Consider the following 18,017-nt stretch of genomic DNA (forward strand, 5'->3'; position numbering starts at 1 on the left):
AATAGTAAGATGAAGTTGAAATTTGTATTTGTGCTGTTAGGAAGCTTTTTAAGCTTGTATGGTAGTGGTCAAACACTTGGGATTGATACGATTCATATCGAATCGGTTGATATTGTAGCGCCACGATTACAGCATTTTTCTGCCACCGAAAAAACAGTTCAAATTGATTCTATTCTTATTCAGAGATACGACGGAAAAGATTTATCTAATTTACTCCAGAAAACATCTTTGGTAAATGTATCGTCCAATGGTGCTTTTGGAGGGCTTGCCACGGTCGGAATGCGTGGTGCTTCGGGTACTCATACATCTGTAAATTGGAATGGAATTCCGGTTAATTCTTTAACAACAGGATCTGCCGATTTATCATTAATAAATGCTGGTTCTTTCGATGAAGTTCAGGTAATTTATGGTGCTGTAGGATCTTTGTATGGTTCCGGAACTTTGGGGGGAGCTATTGAGTTGTCGAATTCTCCAGATTGGAAGAAAAAATCTACTTTGGGAATAATGTCTGAAGTGGGAAGTTTCTCAAACACGAAAACAAAACTTTATGGGAAGTATTCCAATAATTGGATTTCCTATTCAGGTCAGGCATTTTTTCAATATGGAAAGAATGATTTTTCGTACACCGATTTTCATGATTTTGGTTCTCCTACCGAGCGATTAAATAACAATGAGAACAGAGCCTTCGGAACTATTCAGGACATGCATTTAAAAATAAACGAACATTATATCGATTTAGGGGTTTGGTATCAGGTGAAAGAAAAAAATATTGCCGGTTTAATGGGAATTGGCGATCCGGTTAGTTTTCAAAAGCAAAGAGATTCTTCCTTTAAAGCTTACGTAGGGTGGAAGAAGCTGATTGGTAAATTCCGACTGGAAGTCAAATCAGCCTATTTGTCGGATTATTTGAAATATACCGATAGAGGTAGCGCTACAAATACCGGATACAAAATATTTTCGGAAATAGAATCAAAACGATGGTTGAACGATGCCAATTTAAGGTACTATTTAACGGATAAATTGAGCGTTGATGTTAACGGAAAGTACAATTGGTTAAAGGGAATTACGAACAATTACCAAGGCGATATCATTGAAAATGAATCGAGATTAACTTTAGCGACTAAGTATTCTCCATCAATCGGAACCTTTATTTTTACCTATGGTAAAGAATGGAATTCGGAGGTGAACCCACCAGAAATGTATTCTTTTAGCTCTTTGTTTCATCTCGCACCTCATGTTTTAAACTTCCGAGCGAAAGGATCCACTCATTACAGAAGACCAACATTTAATGAGCGATACTGGAATAATGCGGGTAATCTCGATTTAAAATCGGAGAATGGCTGGAATTATGAATTAGGTTTGGTAATGTTGCCACAAAAGACATTAGGTGGCAGTCTTTCTGTTGATTTGAATGCATATAAAGCTTTAAATGATGATTTAATTGCTTGGCAACCAGAATCAGGAACAATTTGGAAACCGATGAATATTGGAAAAACTGTTATTCAGGGATTCGATATAGAGGCGAATCATGTTAAAAATATTAGAAAAAATAGTCTTCATACTTCCTTAAAGTATGCTTATAACGACTCCTATAATAACGATAAAGAAAGTGAGGAGTACAAAGAAACATTAGCTTACCGTCCTCATCATCTAGTGAAATTTTCTTCCGATTATTTATGTGGAAGGTGGGATATTGGAGCCTTGGGAACGCTGCGTTCCAATACCAATACTTGGGAAGGCGATCAGGTAGATGGAAATTTGCTTATTGATTTAAATGGAGCTTATCGTTTCGATACCAAATTTGCAAAAATTAAACTAACGGGAAGAGTAGAAAATCTGTTGGATGAATCATATGAAATTGTTAGGTTTTACCCCATGCCTGGCAGAGCATATTATTTTGGGGTGAATGTAATTTTTTAATACTAAAAATATGAATAGGTTTTTAAAATTTGGATTAGGCTTGTTGATTGCGAGTTTTGTATTCGTATCGTGTTCTGATGATGATAATGACATCTCTAAATTAAAAGGAAATTTTGTACTGAACGAAGGAAGTACTAATGGATCAGTTAGCTTAATTGATGAAGATGACCAGGTTACTTTAAATTATTTCGCTGCTGCAAATAGTGGTATATCTTTAGGTCAGTATCCTCAATCTATGGCAATGAATGGCGATTACATATTTATTGTTGTAACTACAGTAAACGGGGCTGGTTATGTTGAAGTTGTTACGGCTACAGATTTTAAGCATTTTGCTACTATTTCGGGTTTCTCGTACCCTAGGGAAATTGCTTTTGCTAATGGAAAAGCCTACGTATCGAATGGTAATGGTGCTGATGCAAGTTATTCAAAGCAAAATAATGAGGTTTACATTATCGATTTAGAAACAATGACTAAAAATGGGGAGATTGCAGTTGGTGCAGGACCTGAAAAAATGATTGTTTCCGGGAATAAATTATTCGTTGTAAATAGTGGCGGATGGTCGAATGATGACAATACAGTTTCTGTTATTGATGTGGATACAGACAAAGTGGTAGAGACAATCACTGTGAAATCTTGCCCTAAGGATATGGTTGAAGATGCAAATGGCGATCTTTGGGTGTATTGTAGTGGTGTACCTAACTATGATAACTATCCAAGCGTTAGTTATACTAATGCTGGAATATCAAAAATTAGTGGAGATACATATGCAGTATCATCATTTGATTTAACCAATTTAAGTTCTCCAGGAATTAAAAATATTGCAATCAGTAAAGATGAAAAAACTGTTTATTATATGTCTGATGCTGTTTATGCAATGAGTATTACAGCTACAGCTCTACCAACAGCTAAATTTATTGATGCTACTTTCTACGGAATGGATGTAAATCCTCAAAATGGTAACCTTTGGTTGTGTGTAGGAGCAAATCCTGGGAAAGTAATTGTATATTCTTCAACAGCTGAAAAGTTAAAAGAATTTACAGTTGGAGCAATGCCTAATTCAACAACATTTTCTTACTAATAAATCTGTTTTATAAAATATTGGTGGCATTCCTAAATTTAGGGATGCCACTTTTTTTATGCTTATGATTAAATTATGGGAAGAGGATGGAATATTTGTTTATTTTTATACTTCCAAAAGCCTAATACAAATTATTAATCCATTCATTCTATGAGAACTTCCATTTTGTTCTTGTTGCTAATAAGTGCGCAAGTTATGAATTCTACCAATTCCAAAGCTCAAGCAAATAGCTCCATCAGTATTATTCCCAAACCAGCCAGATTAATTCATTCGGAAGGTAGTTTTTTGTTGGAGAAAACTACAAGTATCGTATTTTCTGAAGGTATTGAGAACAAAGAGATTCTAGCCAGCTATTTGTCCGATCAAATTACGGAACTAACAGGATTAAGAATTCAAAAAAATAGTTCGGATAAAGTGTTTGCTACCAATCTTATTTCTTTTCAATTGGTACAAGATGTAGAGTGGGGAGAGGAAGAATATTCGATGATTATTGACCAGAATGGAGTTTTGATTGAGGCTGTTAGCGCAAGTGGTTTTTTCTACGGAATACAATCCTTATTGCAGTTAATTCCTTTAGAAGGTGCTCCAGAAGTTCCATTTGTAAAAATATTAGACGAACCAAGATATTCGTATCGAGGAATGCATTTGGATGTTTGTCGTCATTTCTTTTCGGTTGATTTTATTAAAAAGTACATCGATTTAATGGCCATGTATAAAATGAATACTTTTCATTGGCATTTAACCGAAGATCAAGGCTGGAGAATTGAAATTAAGAAATATCCAAAATTAACCGAAGTAGGAGCATGGCGTACCGAAAAAGACGGCAGTCGCTATGGTGGATTTTATACTCAGGAACAAATTAAGGAAGTTGTTGCTTATGCTACAGATCGTTATATAACTGTAATTCCAGAAATTGAATTGCCTGGTCATTCTGTTGCGGCACTTGCAGCTTATCCCGAATTGGCCTGTAACGAAGGTCCTTTTGAGGTGGAGAATGAATGGGGCGTTTTTGATGATGTATATTGTGCCGGAAAGGAAAGTACCTTCGAATTTTTACAAAACGTGATGCTGGAGGTTATTGAATTATTTCCTTCTAAATACATTCATATCGGAGGAGATGAGTGTCCAAAGGCAAGTTGGGAGAAGTGTCCTTTGTGTCAAAAAAGAATGAAAGAGGAAGGCTTAAAGAACGAACACGAATTGCAGTCCTATTTTATCCAGCGAATGGAAAAATTTCTTCAGACTAAAGATCGGAGAATAATTGGATGGGATGAAATATTAGAAGGAGGTTTGGCTCCGGAAGCAACCGTTATGTCGTGGCGGGGAATTGCAGGAGGAATAGAGGCGGCAAAGCAACATCACGATGTAATAATGACACCAGGAACGCATTGCTATTTCGATCATTATCAGGATGTAAATTACATAGAGCCAACGGCTATTGGTGGTTTTACTTCCTTGCAAAAGGTATATGAATTTGAACCAACACCAGTAGAGTTAAATGATGAGGAGGCGAAATATATTTTAGGAGCTCAGGCAAATGTATGGACGGAATATATGCATACTTCAGATCGAGTGGAATACATGGTGGCTCCGCGTATTTGTGCTTTGGCTGAAGTCGTTTGGTCGCGCAAGCAACAGCGCAATTGGAAGGATTTCCAGACCAGATTGAATCATCACTATTCCTTATTGAAGCAGAAGAACATTCACTTTTTTGTGAAGGCTCCTCATGGAGGAGTGAATAAAAACTTCTTTTTTAATAAAATGGTACTTCCATTAGAAATAGATTCTGAGAATACAAAAATTCGATATACTTTGGATGGATCCGATCCAGATATTTATTCTTCCGTATATCAGCAGGAAATAGAGTTAGATAAAACAAGTACAGTTAAAGTTCAGAGCTTTCATAGTTCAGGCGCAAAAAGTAGAGTAAGAAGCATAGAGTGTATTAAGATTGATCCTTTAGTAGCCGATACGGTTTCGAAATTAAATGTAGGCTTGAAATACAAAATAGTAAAAGGGAAATTTGCTTCGATTTACGATGTGGTGGAAAAAGAAGTTCTAAATTGTGGAGTTGTTGATGAACTTAAATTCCCTGAGAATATCGAGGCAGAATTTTATGCTGTTGAAATTACTGGATATCTTAAGATTGATGAGAACGCGACTTATACATTCTTTAATTACTCTATCGATCCGGCTCTTTTTAGTATTGGGGAGCATGTAGTGATAGAATCGGATGGTTTAAATTCTAGATTGGAGAGAAGAGCTCGTATTTATTTAAAACAAGGTGTGTATCCTATTCGAATGCTGCTAGTGAAAAATACACCTTATGCAAACCAAAAATTAACGTGGTGCTCTCAAGCTTTTGATCAAATAGAAATACCAACAACTCATTTATGTTATTAGTAAAAAAAACAATCTCCTATTGCTATTAAATAGGAGATTGTTGTGCTACAAAAAAAATCATTAGCAACTCATGCTTGTAATATTTTGATTTTATGTATCTTGTATATAAAACGGAAAAAGATGCCAACTACAGAAGAAAATACCAGTTTAAGTTTATTTTATAAAGAGAGGTTCGATTCTTTTTTAATTTATTTGTCGGAGGCAAAACAAATTAAAGAAGAAGACATTCATAAGTTGCGTGTAAGTATTAAATACCTGCGCAGTCTGCTCTTATTAGTCGATGAATTAAAATTAAATACCGATGTTGGTTCGAAGCTATTGAAGCAGTTAAAAGGAATCTTCAAAAGTGCAGGAAAACTTCGTGCATTTCAGGTTTCTAAATCACTGATGCTTGGTGGGGATGTTGTCTTATCTTCCGAGATATTGAGTCTTTTAGATGCTAAACTGAGTGCTCAAGCCGAAGATTTTAGAAAAAAACTAGCTGCATTTGATACGCTGAAGTTTAAAAAGAGAGTTGCACGTTTGTATCCATTATTAAATCAGGTAAATGTTTCGGAATTAACTATTAAGGTGGATAGCATTATTCACGACGAGCTGGGAATCGTCAATAAATTATTTAACTCTTCGAGAGGAGAGGAATATCATCATGAAATTCGAAAAATATTGAAGCTTGTTAAGGCGCTTCAGTATGTATTGCTTGCTTTTCAGGATGAAGAGAATAGACGACAAGCGTTGGATATTGTAAATTCTACCGAAACATTACTTGGTAATTGGCATAATTATAAGTCTTTGGATGATTTACTGATTCTATTCGACCAGGAATTAACGCAACCAACGGTGAAACGAACTATTCGAAATTTAAAAAATCAGAACAATAGATTAAAACAAGAATTTAAAAGTGAGTCTGACAAATTATTGAGAAACCACTTTTAGTTTTTACGTCCAAATATATTTTTAATTTTCTGGTAAATCGAGTTTTTCTCTTTGTCCCGTTTCTCTTTTCTTGCTTTTCTTTTCATCAATTTATCCTCATCATTTGCTTGTACACCAAATAAATTGTCGAAAAAGTTTGATTCCGGTGGCAAATAGTGAGGCATATCCAAATCGGCTAAAATATCACTGTCAGGTCTAGTAATTGGGGCATCAGTATAGCGATTAAAGTTCCTGTTCGAGCTTAATTTATTCATGAATCTTCCGTAAATAGGCAAAGCCATGCTTGCTCCTTGTCCCAGACTTAAGGAGTTAAAATGAACGCGCATATCTTCAGCACCAACCCAAGCTCCGGCTACTAAATTGGAATTGTAACCAATATACCAACCATCGGCTTGCGATTGTGTTGTACCGGTTTTTCCAGCTAAATCACCTTCTAACCTGTAAATAGAACGAAGCGATTTTGCCGTACCATCGTTCACCACCGCTTGAAGCATATGATTCATAATGTCTGCATTTTGCGGGGATATTACGAACCGATTATCTTTTCGTTCAGCACTTAAGTCTACAATTACATTCCCTTTTTGATCCTCGATTTTCGAAATATAGTAAGGATCTGCATGAATTCCTCGGTTGGCCAAGGTGGCATATACTTGAATCATTTCATACAAAGAGATGTTGGCAGTTCCTAAGGCTAGAGATGGAACCTTTGGTAAGCTGCTATCAATTCCCATTTCTTCGGCCAGAGCAATTGTATTGCGAATACCACCTTCCAAAAGAACATCCACGGCGATGGTGTTTACCGATTCGGCCAAAGCTCCTTCCATGCTGTAACTTCCCTCGTAAAGATTATCAGCATTTCGTGGCGACCAATTATCATATTCTTCATAAATCTTCCGTTCGTTAGGAAGGTAATCGAAAGGCGATATTCCTTCCTCCAAAGCTGCGGCATAAACAATAGGTTTAAATATCGATCCTACCTGTCGCTTGGCTTTTACATGATCGTATTTAAAATGATCGAAACTAATACCGCCAACCCACGCCTTAATTTTCCCGCTTTTAGGTTCCATGGCTAAAAAGCCTGTGTTTAATAGTTGGGCATAATGTTTTAAGGAGTCAAGAGGAGACATTTTTACCGCTTTATCTCCATTCCAAGTGAATATTTTCATATTCACCTTTTGGTTAAAAATTTTATTAATTTCTTGTGCCGATTTTCCTTTTTGTTTTAGTTGTTTGTAACGATCGGATCTTAGTTTAGCATCTTCTATTACAGCGGTATTATCTCCCCAAGGGGATTTTTTGCCCCAGTGTTGTACAAATTGTGTTTGTAGGTTTTTCATGTGCTCTGCAACGGCTTTTTCGGCATGCATTTGCATTCTGGCATCCAATGTGGTTATAATGTTTAGTCCGTCGCGATAAATGTCATAGTAGGTGCCATCCTCTTTGGGATGGTCTTTTAAAATCGTATTTGCTTCAATTCTTATTCTTTCGCGCAGGTAGGATGCTAAACCAGCTTGTGTAGATTGCTTTTGATAATTTAATAGTAATGGTCGTGCCTGAATTTCTTTTAGTTGATGATCGGATATAAATTCATATTTGGCCATTTGACTCAAAACAACATTTCTTCTTTGTTTTGATTTTTCAGGATGCAATCGTGGATTATAGGATGTTGGAGCTTTAAGCATTCCAATAAGCACGGCGCACTCATGAATCTCCATTTTCGATGCTGGCTTGCTAAAGAATTGTCGGGAGGCACTTTCAATACCAAAAACATTCTCTCCAAACGAAACTGTATTTAAGTACAGTTGTAGAATCTCTTTTTTCGAATAAATTTTCTCAAGACGCGATGCTGTTATGGTTTCCTTTATTTTATTTACAGGCATACTTAAAGGACCAAAATTACCCCGGGGGTATAGGTTTTTTGATAATTGCTGACTCAGGGTACTTCCTCCACCTGAGCTTCTGTCGCCCATTACTAATGATTTTACCAATACACGCATCAAACTTCTTTGATCGATTCCTTGATGCTCATAAAATCTAGCATCTTCAGTAGCTATCAAGGCATTTATCGCCGCTGGAGGAATATCTTTAAAGCTTACATTGGTTCGGTTTTCGGCATAAACTCTTCCCAAAATAGTTCCATCTTCGGAGTAAATCTCCGAGGCATTTGCATTTTTAATACTTTTAAGAGTATAATAATCTGGCAGTTTGCCCCAAATTCCAATGTAAACACTTCCCAGTAATATTCCTACAAATACCAGCAGTGCAAGTAGACCTAAACCTAAGAAGCGGAACAAGTAATTGGAAAAGGAACGCTTTTTGGAGCTTTTCTTTTTATTGCTTTTTTTCTTTGGAGAGGTGGTTTTTCCTTTGGAAGGTTTTTTTGTTGCTGCCATTCTAAAATTTAATAACGTGGTAGTTTATACAATAACGATTTTTTTTCAAAAGGAGTATGAGCCGAATCTAACCATTTGAAATTTTTCGTGCTCAAATGTAAACAATAATGCTTGTTTTTTTAGTATCTTACTGTAACAGTCTCAAATTTTCACCGTATTCGTTCAATTGACGAGAGGTCTATTTGTTGTTGTTAATTGTTAGATACGGATGATTTAAGTCGTGTGAGAAATTAGACTTTAGTTTAAAACCAAGGGGATGAAAGTAGAAAAAGTTATCATAAGTTCCAGTGCGGAATATTCTAAACTAAAAGACATTCGGCTACAGCCGGATTTACTATTTATATTTGGACTAGGTGAATTGATAAGTGATAAGGAATTTAGAATTGCAATTCGGAATTCTTTTTCTGATTGTCTTATTTTTGGATGTTCAAGTTCTGGTGAAATTTCAGGCTTAGAGGTATTTAAAAATAGTATTTCGATTACTGCAGTTCAATTTTCTTCTACCAAACTTAGAATTGAATCGGTTGATTTGAACGATTATAAAACGAATATTGAATGTGGTGAAAAACTGTGCGAGAAATTTCCGGCTAAGGATTTAAAGCATTTAATGGTTTTATCGGATGGAATTCATATCAATGGATGCCATCTTATCGAAGGAATTCAAAATAAACTATCGAAGAAGGTAGCCGTAACTGGTGGTTTAGCTGGCGATGGAACCAGATTTTCCGAAACTTTTGTATTTACTAAAGAGGGAGAGGCAAAAAACAATTGTGTTAGTGCCTTGGGATTTTATGGCGATGCCATTTCGGTTGGTTATGGTACAAATGGAGGTTGGGAAAATTTTGGTATTGAGCGCCATGTCACAAAATCAAAAGATAATGTTTTGTATGAGTTGGATCAGCAACCAGCGCTTTTGTTGTACAAACAATTTTTGGGCGAACGTGCAAAAGAATTGCCATTATCCGGAATGTCATTTCCCTTAAGTTGCCGCATAGGCGATTCTAAAAATGCAGTAGTTCGCACGGTGCATGGAATCAATGAAGCAGATCAAAGTCTTTTATTTGGTGGAAATATTCCGGAAGGATCTTATGTGAAATTGATGAAGGCCAATGTGGATAGTCTGATTTTAGGAGCTGAACTATCGGCAAAAGCTTGTACGGATATGATCCCAACAGGCGAGTCGGAATTGGCAATCTTAATTAGTTGTGTTGGTCGCAAATTGGTATTGAAGCAGTTAGTGGAAGAAGAAGTGGAGGTAGTAGCTGATGTAATCGGAAATCAAGCAATTATTGGTGGTTTTTATTCCTATGGTGAAATCTCTCCTTTTACGAAAGATAGTAAGTATTATCTGCACAATCAAACCATGACAATAACCACCTTTTCTGAAAAATAGAACTTATGCATCGACTTTTGAAAAGGCAGATCCGTAAGTATTTATCTGCGGAGGATGAAAGTAAATTTGAATACTTTCTGAAGGCAGTGAATGAAGCTTACACAGACTACGATACCGACCTAAAACAGCACGAGAATATTTTGGAAACTTGTTCGGTGGAACTTTTTACGCTTAATAAGGAGCTGCAAAAAACGCTTCAAAATAAAACCGAAGAGGTGAAAGAAACTTCTTCCCGAATGGAAACTATTGTAAATAGTATTTCGGAAATAATTTTTCAAACTACTTTTTCGGGGGAATGGTTGTATTTAAATGTGGCATGGACAAAAATTACTGGTTTTACTATTGATAAGAGTATTGGAGTTAATGCTTTTGAATTTATACATCCTGATGATATTAAGTCCTGTTTGTTGAAATTGAGAACTTTGATAGAAGGGGAAAGTAACTTTTGTTTTATTGAAGGTCGAATATTAACCAATAGTGGTAGTTACAAATGGTGCGAAGCTACTATTAGACTTGCCAAAGAAAGGGATGGAATTAAAAGTGGTTTTACCGGAACTGTAAAAGATATTACCGAAAGAAAAAGATTAGAAGCAGAGAAGAACAAAACAGAAGAAAAATTTAAATTGATATTTGAAAAGTCATCTGTAGCTTATTTAATTACTAAAGGATCGCAGTTTTTTGAATGTAATAAGGCTTGTCTCGATCTATTTGGGGTAAGCCGAAAAGAAGATTTTATTGGTAGATCGGTAGCCGATTTTTCGCCCCAATACCAACCAAATGGAGCTTTGTCATTAGAAACAGCAAGAACTTGGATTGAGGAATGTAAGACCAAAGGTTATGCGAAGTTCGATTGGATACATCTGAAGGAAAATGGGTCGGAATTTCCTGTTGAGATTGCTTTAAATACGGTTCCATTGATGGAAGGGACTGTCTCTTTTGTTGTTCTGAATGACTTATCGGAAAGAAAACGGGTAGAACAGGAGTTAATTATTGCCAAAGAGAAGGCCGAAAATGCAACATTGGTAAAAGCACAGTTTTTGTCCACCATGTCGCACGAAATACGTACTCCCATGAATGCCGTGATTGGAGTTACTCATTTATTATCGGAAGATAATCCTCGCGAAGACCAAATTCAGAATATCAATATATTGAAACTTTCGGCGGATAATTTAATGGCTTTAATTAATGATATTCTTGATTTTAGTAAAATTGAGGCTGGTCGCGTTACTGTGGAAGCGGTAGAGTTTAATTTTAGGAATCTGATTCAAAATATTGCTTCCGTTTTTATCCCTCGATCGAGAGAGAAAGGATTGGATTTTATAGTGGATATCGATCCTAAAATTCCTGTTAATTTAATTGGAGACCCAACACGTATTTCTCAAATTCTTAATAACCTGTGCGGTAATGCAATTAAGTTTACCGATAAGGGAAATGTACAGATTGTAGTTTCCTATCAGGAACGGTATGCGGATAAGCTAAAAGTGAAATTTGAGATAAAAGATACGGGAATAGGAATTCCAGAGCATAAGCAGGACGAAATATTTCAATCTTTTTCGCAGGCCGACTCAAATACCACTCGATTGTATGGTGGAACTGGTTTAGGACTTACCATTTCGAAAAAGTTAATTGAGATAATGGGTGGTTCTATTGATGTAAAGAGTGATCTTGAATTTGGAACTACTTTTACTTTTGATTTGCATTTAATTGTGAGTCATCACCCTCAAATAAAGCTTGATTTTACAGTTCGGAATTATCGGAATCTTAATAAAGTGAAAGGTTTGCATATTTTGCTGGTGGAAGATAATCCGATGAATGTTTTGATGATAAAACAGTTTCTGAAAAAATGGGAAATTACCTACGAAATTGCAACGAACGGACGAGTAGCCTTGGAGAAAGTTCAGTCGGATAATTTTGATATGGTGCTAATGGATTTACAAATGCCGGTAATGGATGGTTACGAGGCAACCGAGAGTATTCGAAGTTTGCCCGGTGAGAAATACCAGAAAATACCAATTTTAGCGATTACAGCTTCGTTATTTAACGAAATTCATACAAAGGTATTGAACGCAGGAATGAACGATTTTGTATCCAAACCAATTAATCCCGAAGATTTATATCTTAAAATTGAGAAATACGTGCACTAACACTACTTACTCTTTAACTTCTATCCACTGATTCATTTTTAGCAACGGACAAAATTCGTCTGATGGATCCAATTCTATAAATGGGTACTTAACTTTCGATAGGTACAAACCTTGCGCAGGAGCTAGTTGTAAAAATTTAGAAGGAATCTCGTTTTTTATCATGGTTTCGAAGGCTTCAATACTTTTTATTCCCATTCCAACTTCAATTAATTCGTGAACAAGAATTCGAATCATTCCTCTTAAGAATCGATTGGCTGTAATTTGTATGCGGAAGCTTGTCTCGGAACTATCGGTAAATATTTGTAGCGAAAATATGCGACAGCGTGTATGGTTGTGCTTGTCTGGCGATTTGCAAAAAGCCCTGAATTCGCGATATTTTGAGAAAATAGAAGCGGCCTTAGCCATTTTATTTAAGTCGGGCTTGATATTATAATAGGAACTAAGCTCACTTAAAAAAGGATTTTCTTTGGTGTGAATAAAGTAGTTGTAAGTTCTTTCTTTGGCACTGGTTTGGGCATGATCATCGGCGCCTGCCTCAAAAACATCGTGCACCACAACATCCGAAGGAAGCATTTTATTTACAACGAAAAGATGTTGTTCGTTCCAGATTTTGTCGGTATTAATATGAAAATAATATTGCGAGGAATGTACTCCTGCATCAGTCCTGCCACATCCAATGCAAATGGTTTTTTCCTTTAGTAGTTTCGACAGATTATCTTCAATAATTGCCTGAACACTTACAACATTTAACTGTCGTTGCCATCCTCTATATTTGGTTCCCTTGTAACTAATGCGAAAAAAATACCTCACTTTACCTAATTTTAACTTTTAAAATTTTCTGCAGGCAAAGGTATAAATTCATCGGGTCAATTTTCAAAATGCATAGCAATTCTCTAAACTCCTTTTAAATAGACTGTTTTTTGCCAATAAATCTTCCGAATAAGTTATCTTAGAGCTCATTTTTAGAGAAATTATAACACAATTGGGTGTTTAGAGCAGAAACTTAAACAACAAAACAATGAAAAAATTATTGGTTGCCATTTTGGTGATTTTCACAATTACTACTCACCAGTCTAATGCCCAATCGGTATTCGATCAGGTGAACGATCCTTATTTCGGAGAAAGTTGTACCAGTATATTGGTCGGCAAAAAAGCCACTACCGACGGATCGGTAATTACCAGTCATACCTGTGATGGAAAATACAGAACTTGGCTGCAAGTAGAAAAAGGACAAAAATTTGAGAAGGATACAAGCCTTGAAATCTACAAAGGAAGTTTAAAAACCGAGACTGCCTGGGACAGACGGAACATGACTGTGGTGGGCACAATTCCTCAGGCAAAAGAAACTTATACCTACCTAAATACCGCTTATCCATGTTTAAATGAGAAACAATTAGCTATTGGCGAAACAACCATTGTGGGACCGAAAGAGTTGGTGAACGATAACGGAATGTTTCTGATTGAGGAGTTGGAGCGGATTGCATTGCAAAGATGTGCAACGGCTCGCGAGGCGATTGATTTAATTGGAAAGCTAATTAAAGAGTATGGCTACGGCGATTGGGGTGAATGTATTACCATTGCCGATAAAAACGAGGTTTGGCAATTGGAGATTTTTGGCGAAGGACCCGATAAAATTGGTGGGGTTTGGGCCGCACAGCGCATTCCAGATAATCATGTTGGTGTATCGGCAAATATTTCACGTATAGGTGTGATCGATCAGAAAAACAAAGACTATTTTAAGTATTCGGAGAATGTATTTTCGGTAGCAAAAGAATTAGGCCGTTGGGATGGACAAGAGGAATTTAAATTTTGGAAAGCCTACGGAAAAGTCGAAAAACCATTTAAAATTCGTGAGTTTTTTATTCTGAATGCCTTGGCACCATCCTTACACCTGGATTTTGAGGCGGCTGAGTTACCATTTTCGGTAAAACCGGATCGGAAGGTTTCTGTGCACGATGTAATTGCTTTGTATCGCGAAACCTACGAAGGAACCGTGTATGATATGACCCAAAATTTGAATGTGCTTCGAAAAAAATACAATGAGGAGAAGGAGGAGATTGGTGTAGATACGATTACTGCTCTTAATGCGCATCCTTGGCCAAATGGCGATAATCGTAAGCTTTATAACTACCTGGAAGAGGGTTCTGTTGAGTACCAGCGAACTGTTGCCGTTTCGTGGTGTTCGTATTCTCATATCATTCAGTTAAGAGATTGGTTGCCCGATGAAATTGGTGGAAGAGCGTGGTTTTCTTTCGATAATCCTGGTCAAAGTCCTCGTATTCCGATTTATTCCGGAACAACGGAATTGCCAGAGAGTTTCCAATTTTGTGGTCAGCAACGCTATCGTAACGATGCTGCAATTTGGCAATATCGGAAGGCCAACAAATTGGCTACTTTGCAGTGGCAAACTACTCGAAAGGAAATGATGGAAGAGGTTGCTTACTTCGAGGAGAAAGGATTTAATGAGGCTGCAATATTAGAAACACAAATTCAGAAATTACTGAAAGAAGGAAAAACCGAAGAAGCAAAAGTAATTTTGAACAAATATACCCGCGATTTTACTGGCGCTACCATGCTGCGTTGGAAAGAACTGGAGAATGAGTATTGGGGAAGATTTGGCATGGGATTTTAATCCGGAAAGTCCTGTAAATAAATAACAAATGAGTTCTAATATATAAATTAGCGACCTTGTTGGAATAAGGAGGAGCTGTTCAATTACCAATTGAATGGCTCTTTTTTTTGTCAAAATCCCATCTTTTTTAACGAAAATCTAGCTGGAAAGAAACATTTTATAAGACTTATTTTGATGTTAATTTGTGATGATGTGCAGTAGACATTCGCCCAAGAAAGAAAAATTGTTACATGTTGAAGTGTTTCGAAAGCGGCGAGGGGGGTGTTTGATTCTAAAAGAAGGTTTTATTTGGTAAAATAGGTTTTTAACTTATTTTTGTTTTAGAATGTTTGCTTAATAAGCATATACTTGCATTTATATAACAAGTTTAAATTATATTTTAGAACTATGAATTGCACATTATTATTCTTACTTGTATTTATATTATTGCCATTTAGTAGTGTTATAGCTCAAAATAACTCAGCAAAAGCACAACAGATTGAATCCATTTTAAGTAAGCTTAGCATCGAAGAAAAGGCTGGGCAGTTGAACTTGATTCCAATTGAGGGAGAACCTAGCGAGAAGCATTTGCAAATGATTCGGGATGGGAAAATTGGAAGTGTGATAAAATCGAATGGAGCAGCTCAGAATTTGAGATTACAGAAAATTGCTGTGGAAGAGTCGAAAAGTGGCATTCCTATTCTATTTCAGGAGGATGTGATTCATGGTTACAAAACCATTGCTCCAATTCCATTAGCCGAAGCTGCCAGTTGGGATTTAGAGGCCATTCGCAAATCGGCGGCTGTTGCTGCCAGAGAAGCTAGAGCTGCAGGCATCCAACTGACTTATGCACCTATGGTTGATGTTTGTCGCGATCCTCGATGGGGACGAATTATTGAAGCTGCTGGTGAAGATCCTTATTTGGGGAGCTTGGTGGCAGCCGCTCGTGTGCATGGCTTTCAGAATTCTGGAGAGAACGAAAATCAAAATATATTGGCTTGTGTAAAGCATTTCGCAGGCTATGGCGCGTCTTTAGCGGGTCGCGATTACAACATTCAGGATGTATCGGAACGGGAATTGCGCGAAGTTTATTTGCCTCCTTTTCAGGCGGCAATTGATGCAGACGTGGCCAGTTTAATGTGTGCTTACACGGCTTACGATGGTTTGCCTCTTACAGCCAGCAAATTTTTAATGCAGGATGTGTTGCGTGGCGAAATGGGTTTTAAAGGCTTAACAATGACCGATTGGCAAACCATTCCAAACATGGTGAAAATTGGCGTTGCCGAGAATGACACGATAGCAACTGTGATGTCTATGGATGCGGGTATTGATATGGACATGTCTTCAGAAAAATACGTTCAGTTGATTCCATACTTGGTAAAAACGGGAAAGATTACAGAGAAACAAGTAGACGATGCAGTTCGTCAAGTTTTGATATTAAAACAAAAAGCTGGTTTGCTGGATGATGCCTTGGCTTTATTCGATGAGAAAAGACAAGATAAAGAGTTGTTATCGGAAAAGAATTTTGCCGAGACAAAAGACATTGCATTGAAGAGTATGGTTTTGCTTAAAAATAAAGAGCAAATTCTACCCATCAAAAAAATAGTGAAGAACATTGCCATAGTGGGTCCTTTTGCAAAAGTGAAAAGAGATCTATTAGGCTGGTGGGCTTGCAAGGGAAATCCTGAGGATGTGATTTCTATTTATGAAGGATTAGAAAAGGAGTTTGGCGGAGATGTTAATTTGACTTATGCCAAAGGATGTGAGATCGATAGCTTTAAAATGGCTGGAGCCCATTTAATTCCAGAAGCTGTGAAAGTGGCTCAAGAAGCCGATTTAGTAATTGTAGTTTTGGGTGAGGAGTATTGGATGAGTGGGGAAGGTGGAGGAACAGCTTCCTTGCATTTGCCTGGATTGCAGGAGCAATTGTTGGCTGAACTAGCCAAAACAAGCAAGCCAATTGTTTCGCTTATTGCAACAGGAAGACCTTACGTTTTAACACAGGTAGCCGAAAATTCGGATGCTGTTCTACAGGCTTGGATGCCGGGAACAGTAGGAGGAGAAGCGGTTGCAGAAGTGCTATCTGGAAAATTTAATCCTTGTGGGAAATTGCCAGTTACTTTTCCTTATCACGAAGGTCAGGTGCCAATTTTTCATAGCTATAAGAAAACAAGTCATTCCTTTAATGCCGGACCTAACGACGACAGGTATTCTACCACTTATCGTGATGTGCAAAATGCACCCTTGTATCCATTTGGTTACGGCTTGTCTTACACCAGTTTCGATTATTCAGCTATTGAGTTGAGTAGTTCGGAAATGACCCAAGAAGGAAGTCTTAATGCGAGTATAAAAATTACCAATACAGGAAAAGTAGCTGGTCGTGAAATTGTTCAGTTGTACTTGCGCGATCAATTTGCATCGGTAATTCGCCCCATGAAAGAATTGAAAGATTTTGCTTTGCTTGATTTAGAAGCAGGAGAGAGCAAAACCGTTATTTTCGAAATTACATCCGATAAGCTAAGTTTTATTGGTCGCGATTACAAAACGACTGTTGAGGCAGGAGAATTTACCCTCTTTATTGGTCCCAATTCAAGCGATTTAAAAGAAACTAGTTTTCACCTAAAATAAGTTTTTAATTAAGAGTTATGAATTATGGAATTCATATTGGAGCTCAGTGCTTAAACTTATCAATATTCTATTTGCTAATTCTCGAGCCTGAAGGGCTCCAACTCCAATAACCCGGGGAAAATGAGCAACGCGAATGCTACCCTGGGATAAGAAGTAACAGTAAGTGCCGACGCAGAAAAAAATGTCATTTGGAAAGCGAGACTTCTTTGCGTCGGAATAGCAATACAGATGATTAAGAGTTATGAATTTGATAATTAAGAATTATAAATTGGGGAATTCATATTGAAGCTTTGTGCTTAAACTTATCCATATTCTATTTGCAACTCTTCGCAAATGGGAATTTGATTTCACTCGAGCCTGAAGGGCTCCAACTCCAATAACCCGGGGTAAATGAGCATCGCGAATGCTACCCTGGGATAAGAAGTAACAGTAAGTACCGACGCAGTGAAAATATCATTTGGAAAGCGAGACTGCTTTGCGTCGGAAAGGCAATATTGATGATTAAGAGTTATGA

General features: G+C 37.0%; 10 protein-coding genes. 8 read left to right on the forward strand and 2 right to left on the reverse strand.

Going from position 1 to position 18,017, the window contains the following annotated elements; genetic code table 11:
- The first annotated feature begins 9 nt into the window (after positions 1–9).
- The 4 genes from BZG02_RS14450 to BZG02_RS14465 all read left to right on the forward strand — a co-directional run bounded on the left by BZG02_RS14450 (position 10) and on the right by BZG02_RS14465 (position 6,334).
- Positions 10–1,920, forward strand: coding sequence for a TonB-dependent receptor plug domain-containing protein (locus BZG02_RS14450; RefSeq protein ID WP_101262154.1), 1,911 nt, complete (start codon positions 10–12; stop codon positions 1,918–1,920).
- Positions 1,921–1,930: 10 nt separating this feature from the next.
- A complete protein-coding gene (locus BZG02_RS14455; RefSeq protein WP_101262155.1) occupies positions 1,931–2,998 on the forward strand; it encodes a DUF5074 domain-containing protein in 1,068 nt (355 codons plus the stop codon).
- A gap of 150 nt (positions 2,999–3,148) precedes the next feature.
- Positions 3,149–5,401: a family 20 glycosylhydrolase gene (locus BZG02_RS14460; RefSeq protein WP_101262156.1), complete on the forward strand. Its 2,253-nt coding sequence runs from the start codon at positions 3,149–3,151 to the stop codon at positions 5,399–5,401.
- 120 nt (positions 5,402–5,521) lie between these two features.
- Positions 5,522–6,334, forward strand: a complete 813-nt coding sequence (locus BZG02_RS14465) for a CHAD domain-containing protein (protein WP_101262157.1) — start codon at positions 5,522–5,524, stop codon at positions 6,332–6,334.
- Here BZG02_RS14465 and BZG02_RS14470 read toward each other — a convergent pair.
- Complete coding sequence (locus tag BZG02_RS14470; protein WP_101262158.1) at positions 6,331–8,727, reverse strand: transglycosylase domain-containing protein; 2,397 nt, start codon at positions 8,725–8,727, stop codon at positions 6,331–6,333. The two genes, BZG02_RS14465 and BZG02_RS14470, sit on opposite strands and share 4 nt — an antisense overlap.
- Before the next feature lie 256 nt (positions 8,728–8,983).
- Between BZG02_RS14470 and BZG02_RS14475 the strand changes: the two genes are divergently transcribed.
- Positions 8,984–10,120, forward strand: a complete 1,137-nt coding sequence (locus BZG02_RS14475; RefSeq protein WP_101262159.1) for an FIST signal transduction protein — start codon at positions 8,984–8,986, stop codon at positions 10,118–10,120.
- Positions 10,121–10,125: 5 nt separating this feature from the next.
- Positions 10,126–12,264: a PAS domain-containing hybrid sensor histidine kinase/response regulator gene (locus BZG02_RS14480; protein WP_101262160.1), complete on the forward strand. Its 2,139-nt coding sequence runs from the start codon at positions 10,126–10,128 to the stop codon at positions 12,262–12,264.
- A 6-nt stretch (positions 12,265–12,270) separates the two neighbouring features.
- Here BZG02_RS14480 and truA read toward each other — a convergent pair whose 3' ends face one another.
- Positions 12,271–13,074, reverse strand: a complete 804-nt coding sequence (gene truA / locus BZG02_RS14485) for a tRNA pseudouridine(38-40) synthase TruA (RefSeq protein WP_101262161.1) — start codon at positions 13,072–13,074, stop codon at positions 12,271–12,273.
- Between the two features lie 208 nt (positions 13,075–13,282).
- Here truA and BZG02_RS14490 point away from each other — a divergent pair, with 208 nt between their 5' ends.
- Together BZG02_RS14490 and bglX are read left to right on the forward strand one after the other, a co-directional pair.
- Positions 13,283–14,896, forward strand: coding sequence for a dipeptidase (locus BZG02_RS14490; protein WP_101262162.1), 1,614 nt, complete (start codon positions 13,283–13,285; stop codon positions 14,894–14,896).
- A gap of 387 nt (positions 14,897–15,283) precedes the next feature.
- A complete protein-coding gene (bglX, locus tag BZG02_RS14495) occupies positions 15,284–17,503 on the forward strand; it encodes a beta-glucosidase BglX (RefSeq protein ID WP_101262163.1) in 2,220 nt (739 codons plus the stop codon).
- Positions 17,504–18,017 lie beyond the last annotated feature (514 nt).

This window comes from Labilibaculum filiforme, from assembly GCF_002843315.1.
Taxonomy (GTDB): Bacteria; Bacteroidota; Bacteroidia; order Bacteroidales; family Marinifilaceae; genus Labilibaculum; species Labilibaculum filiforme.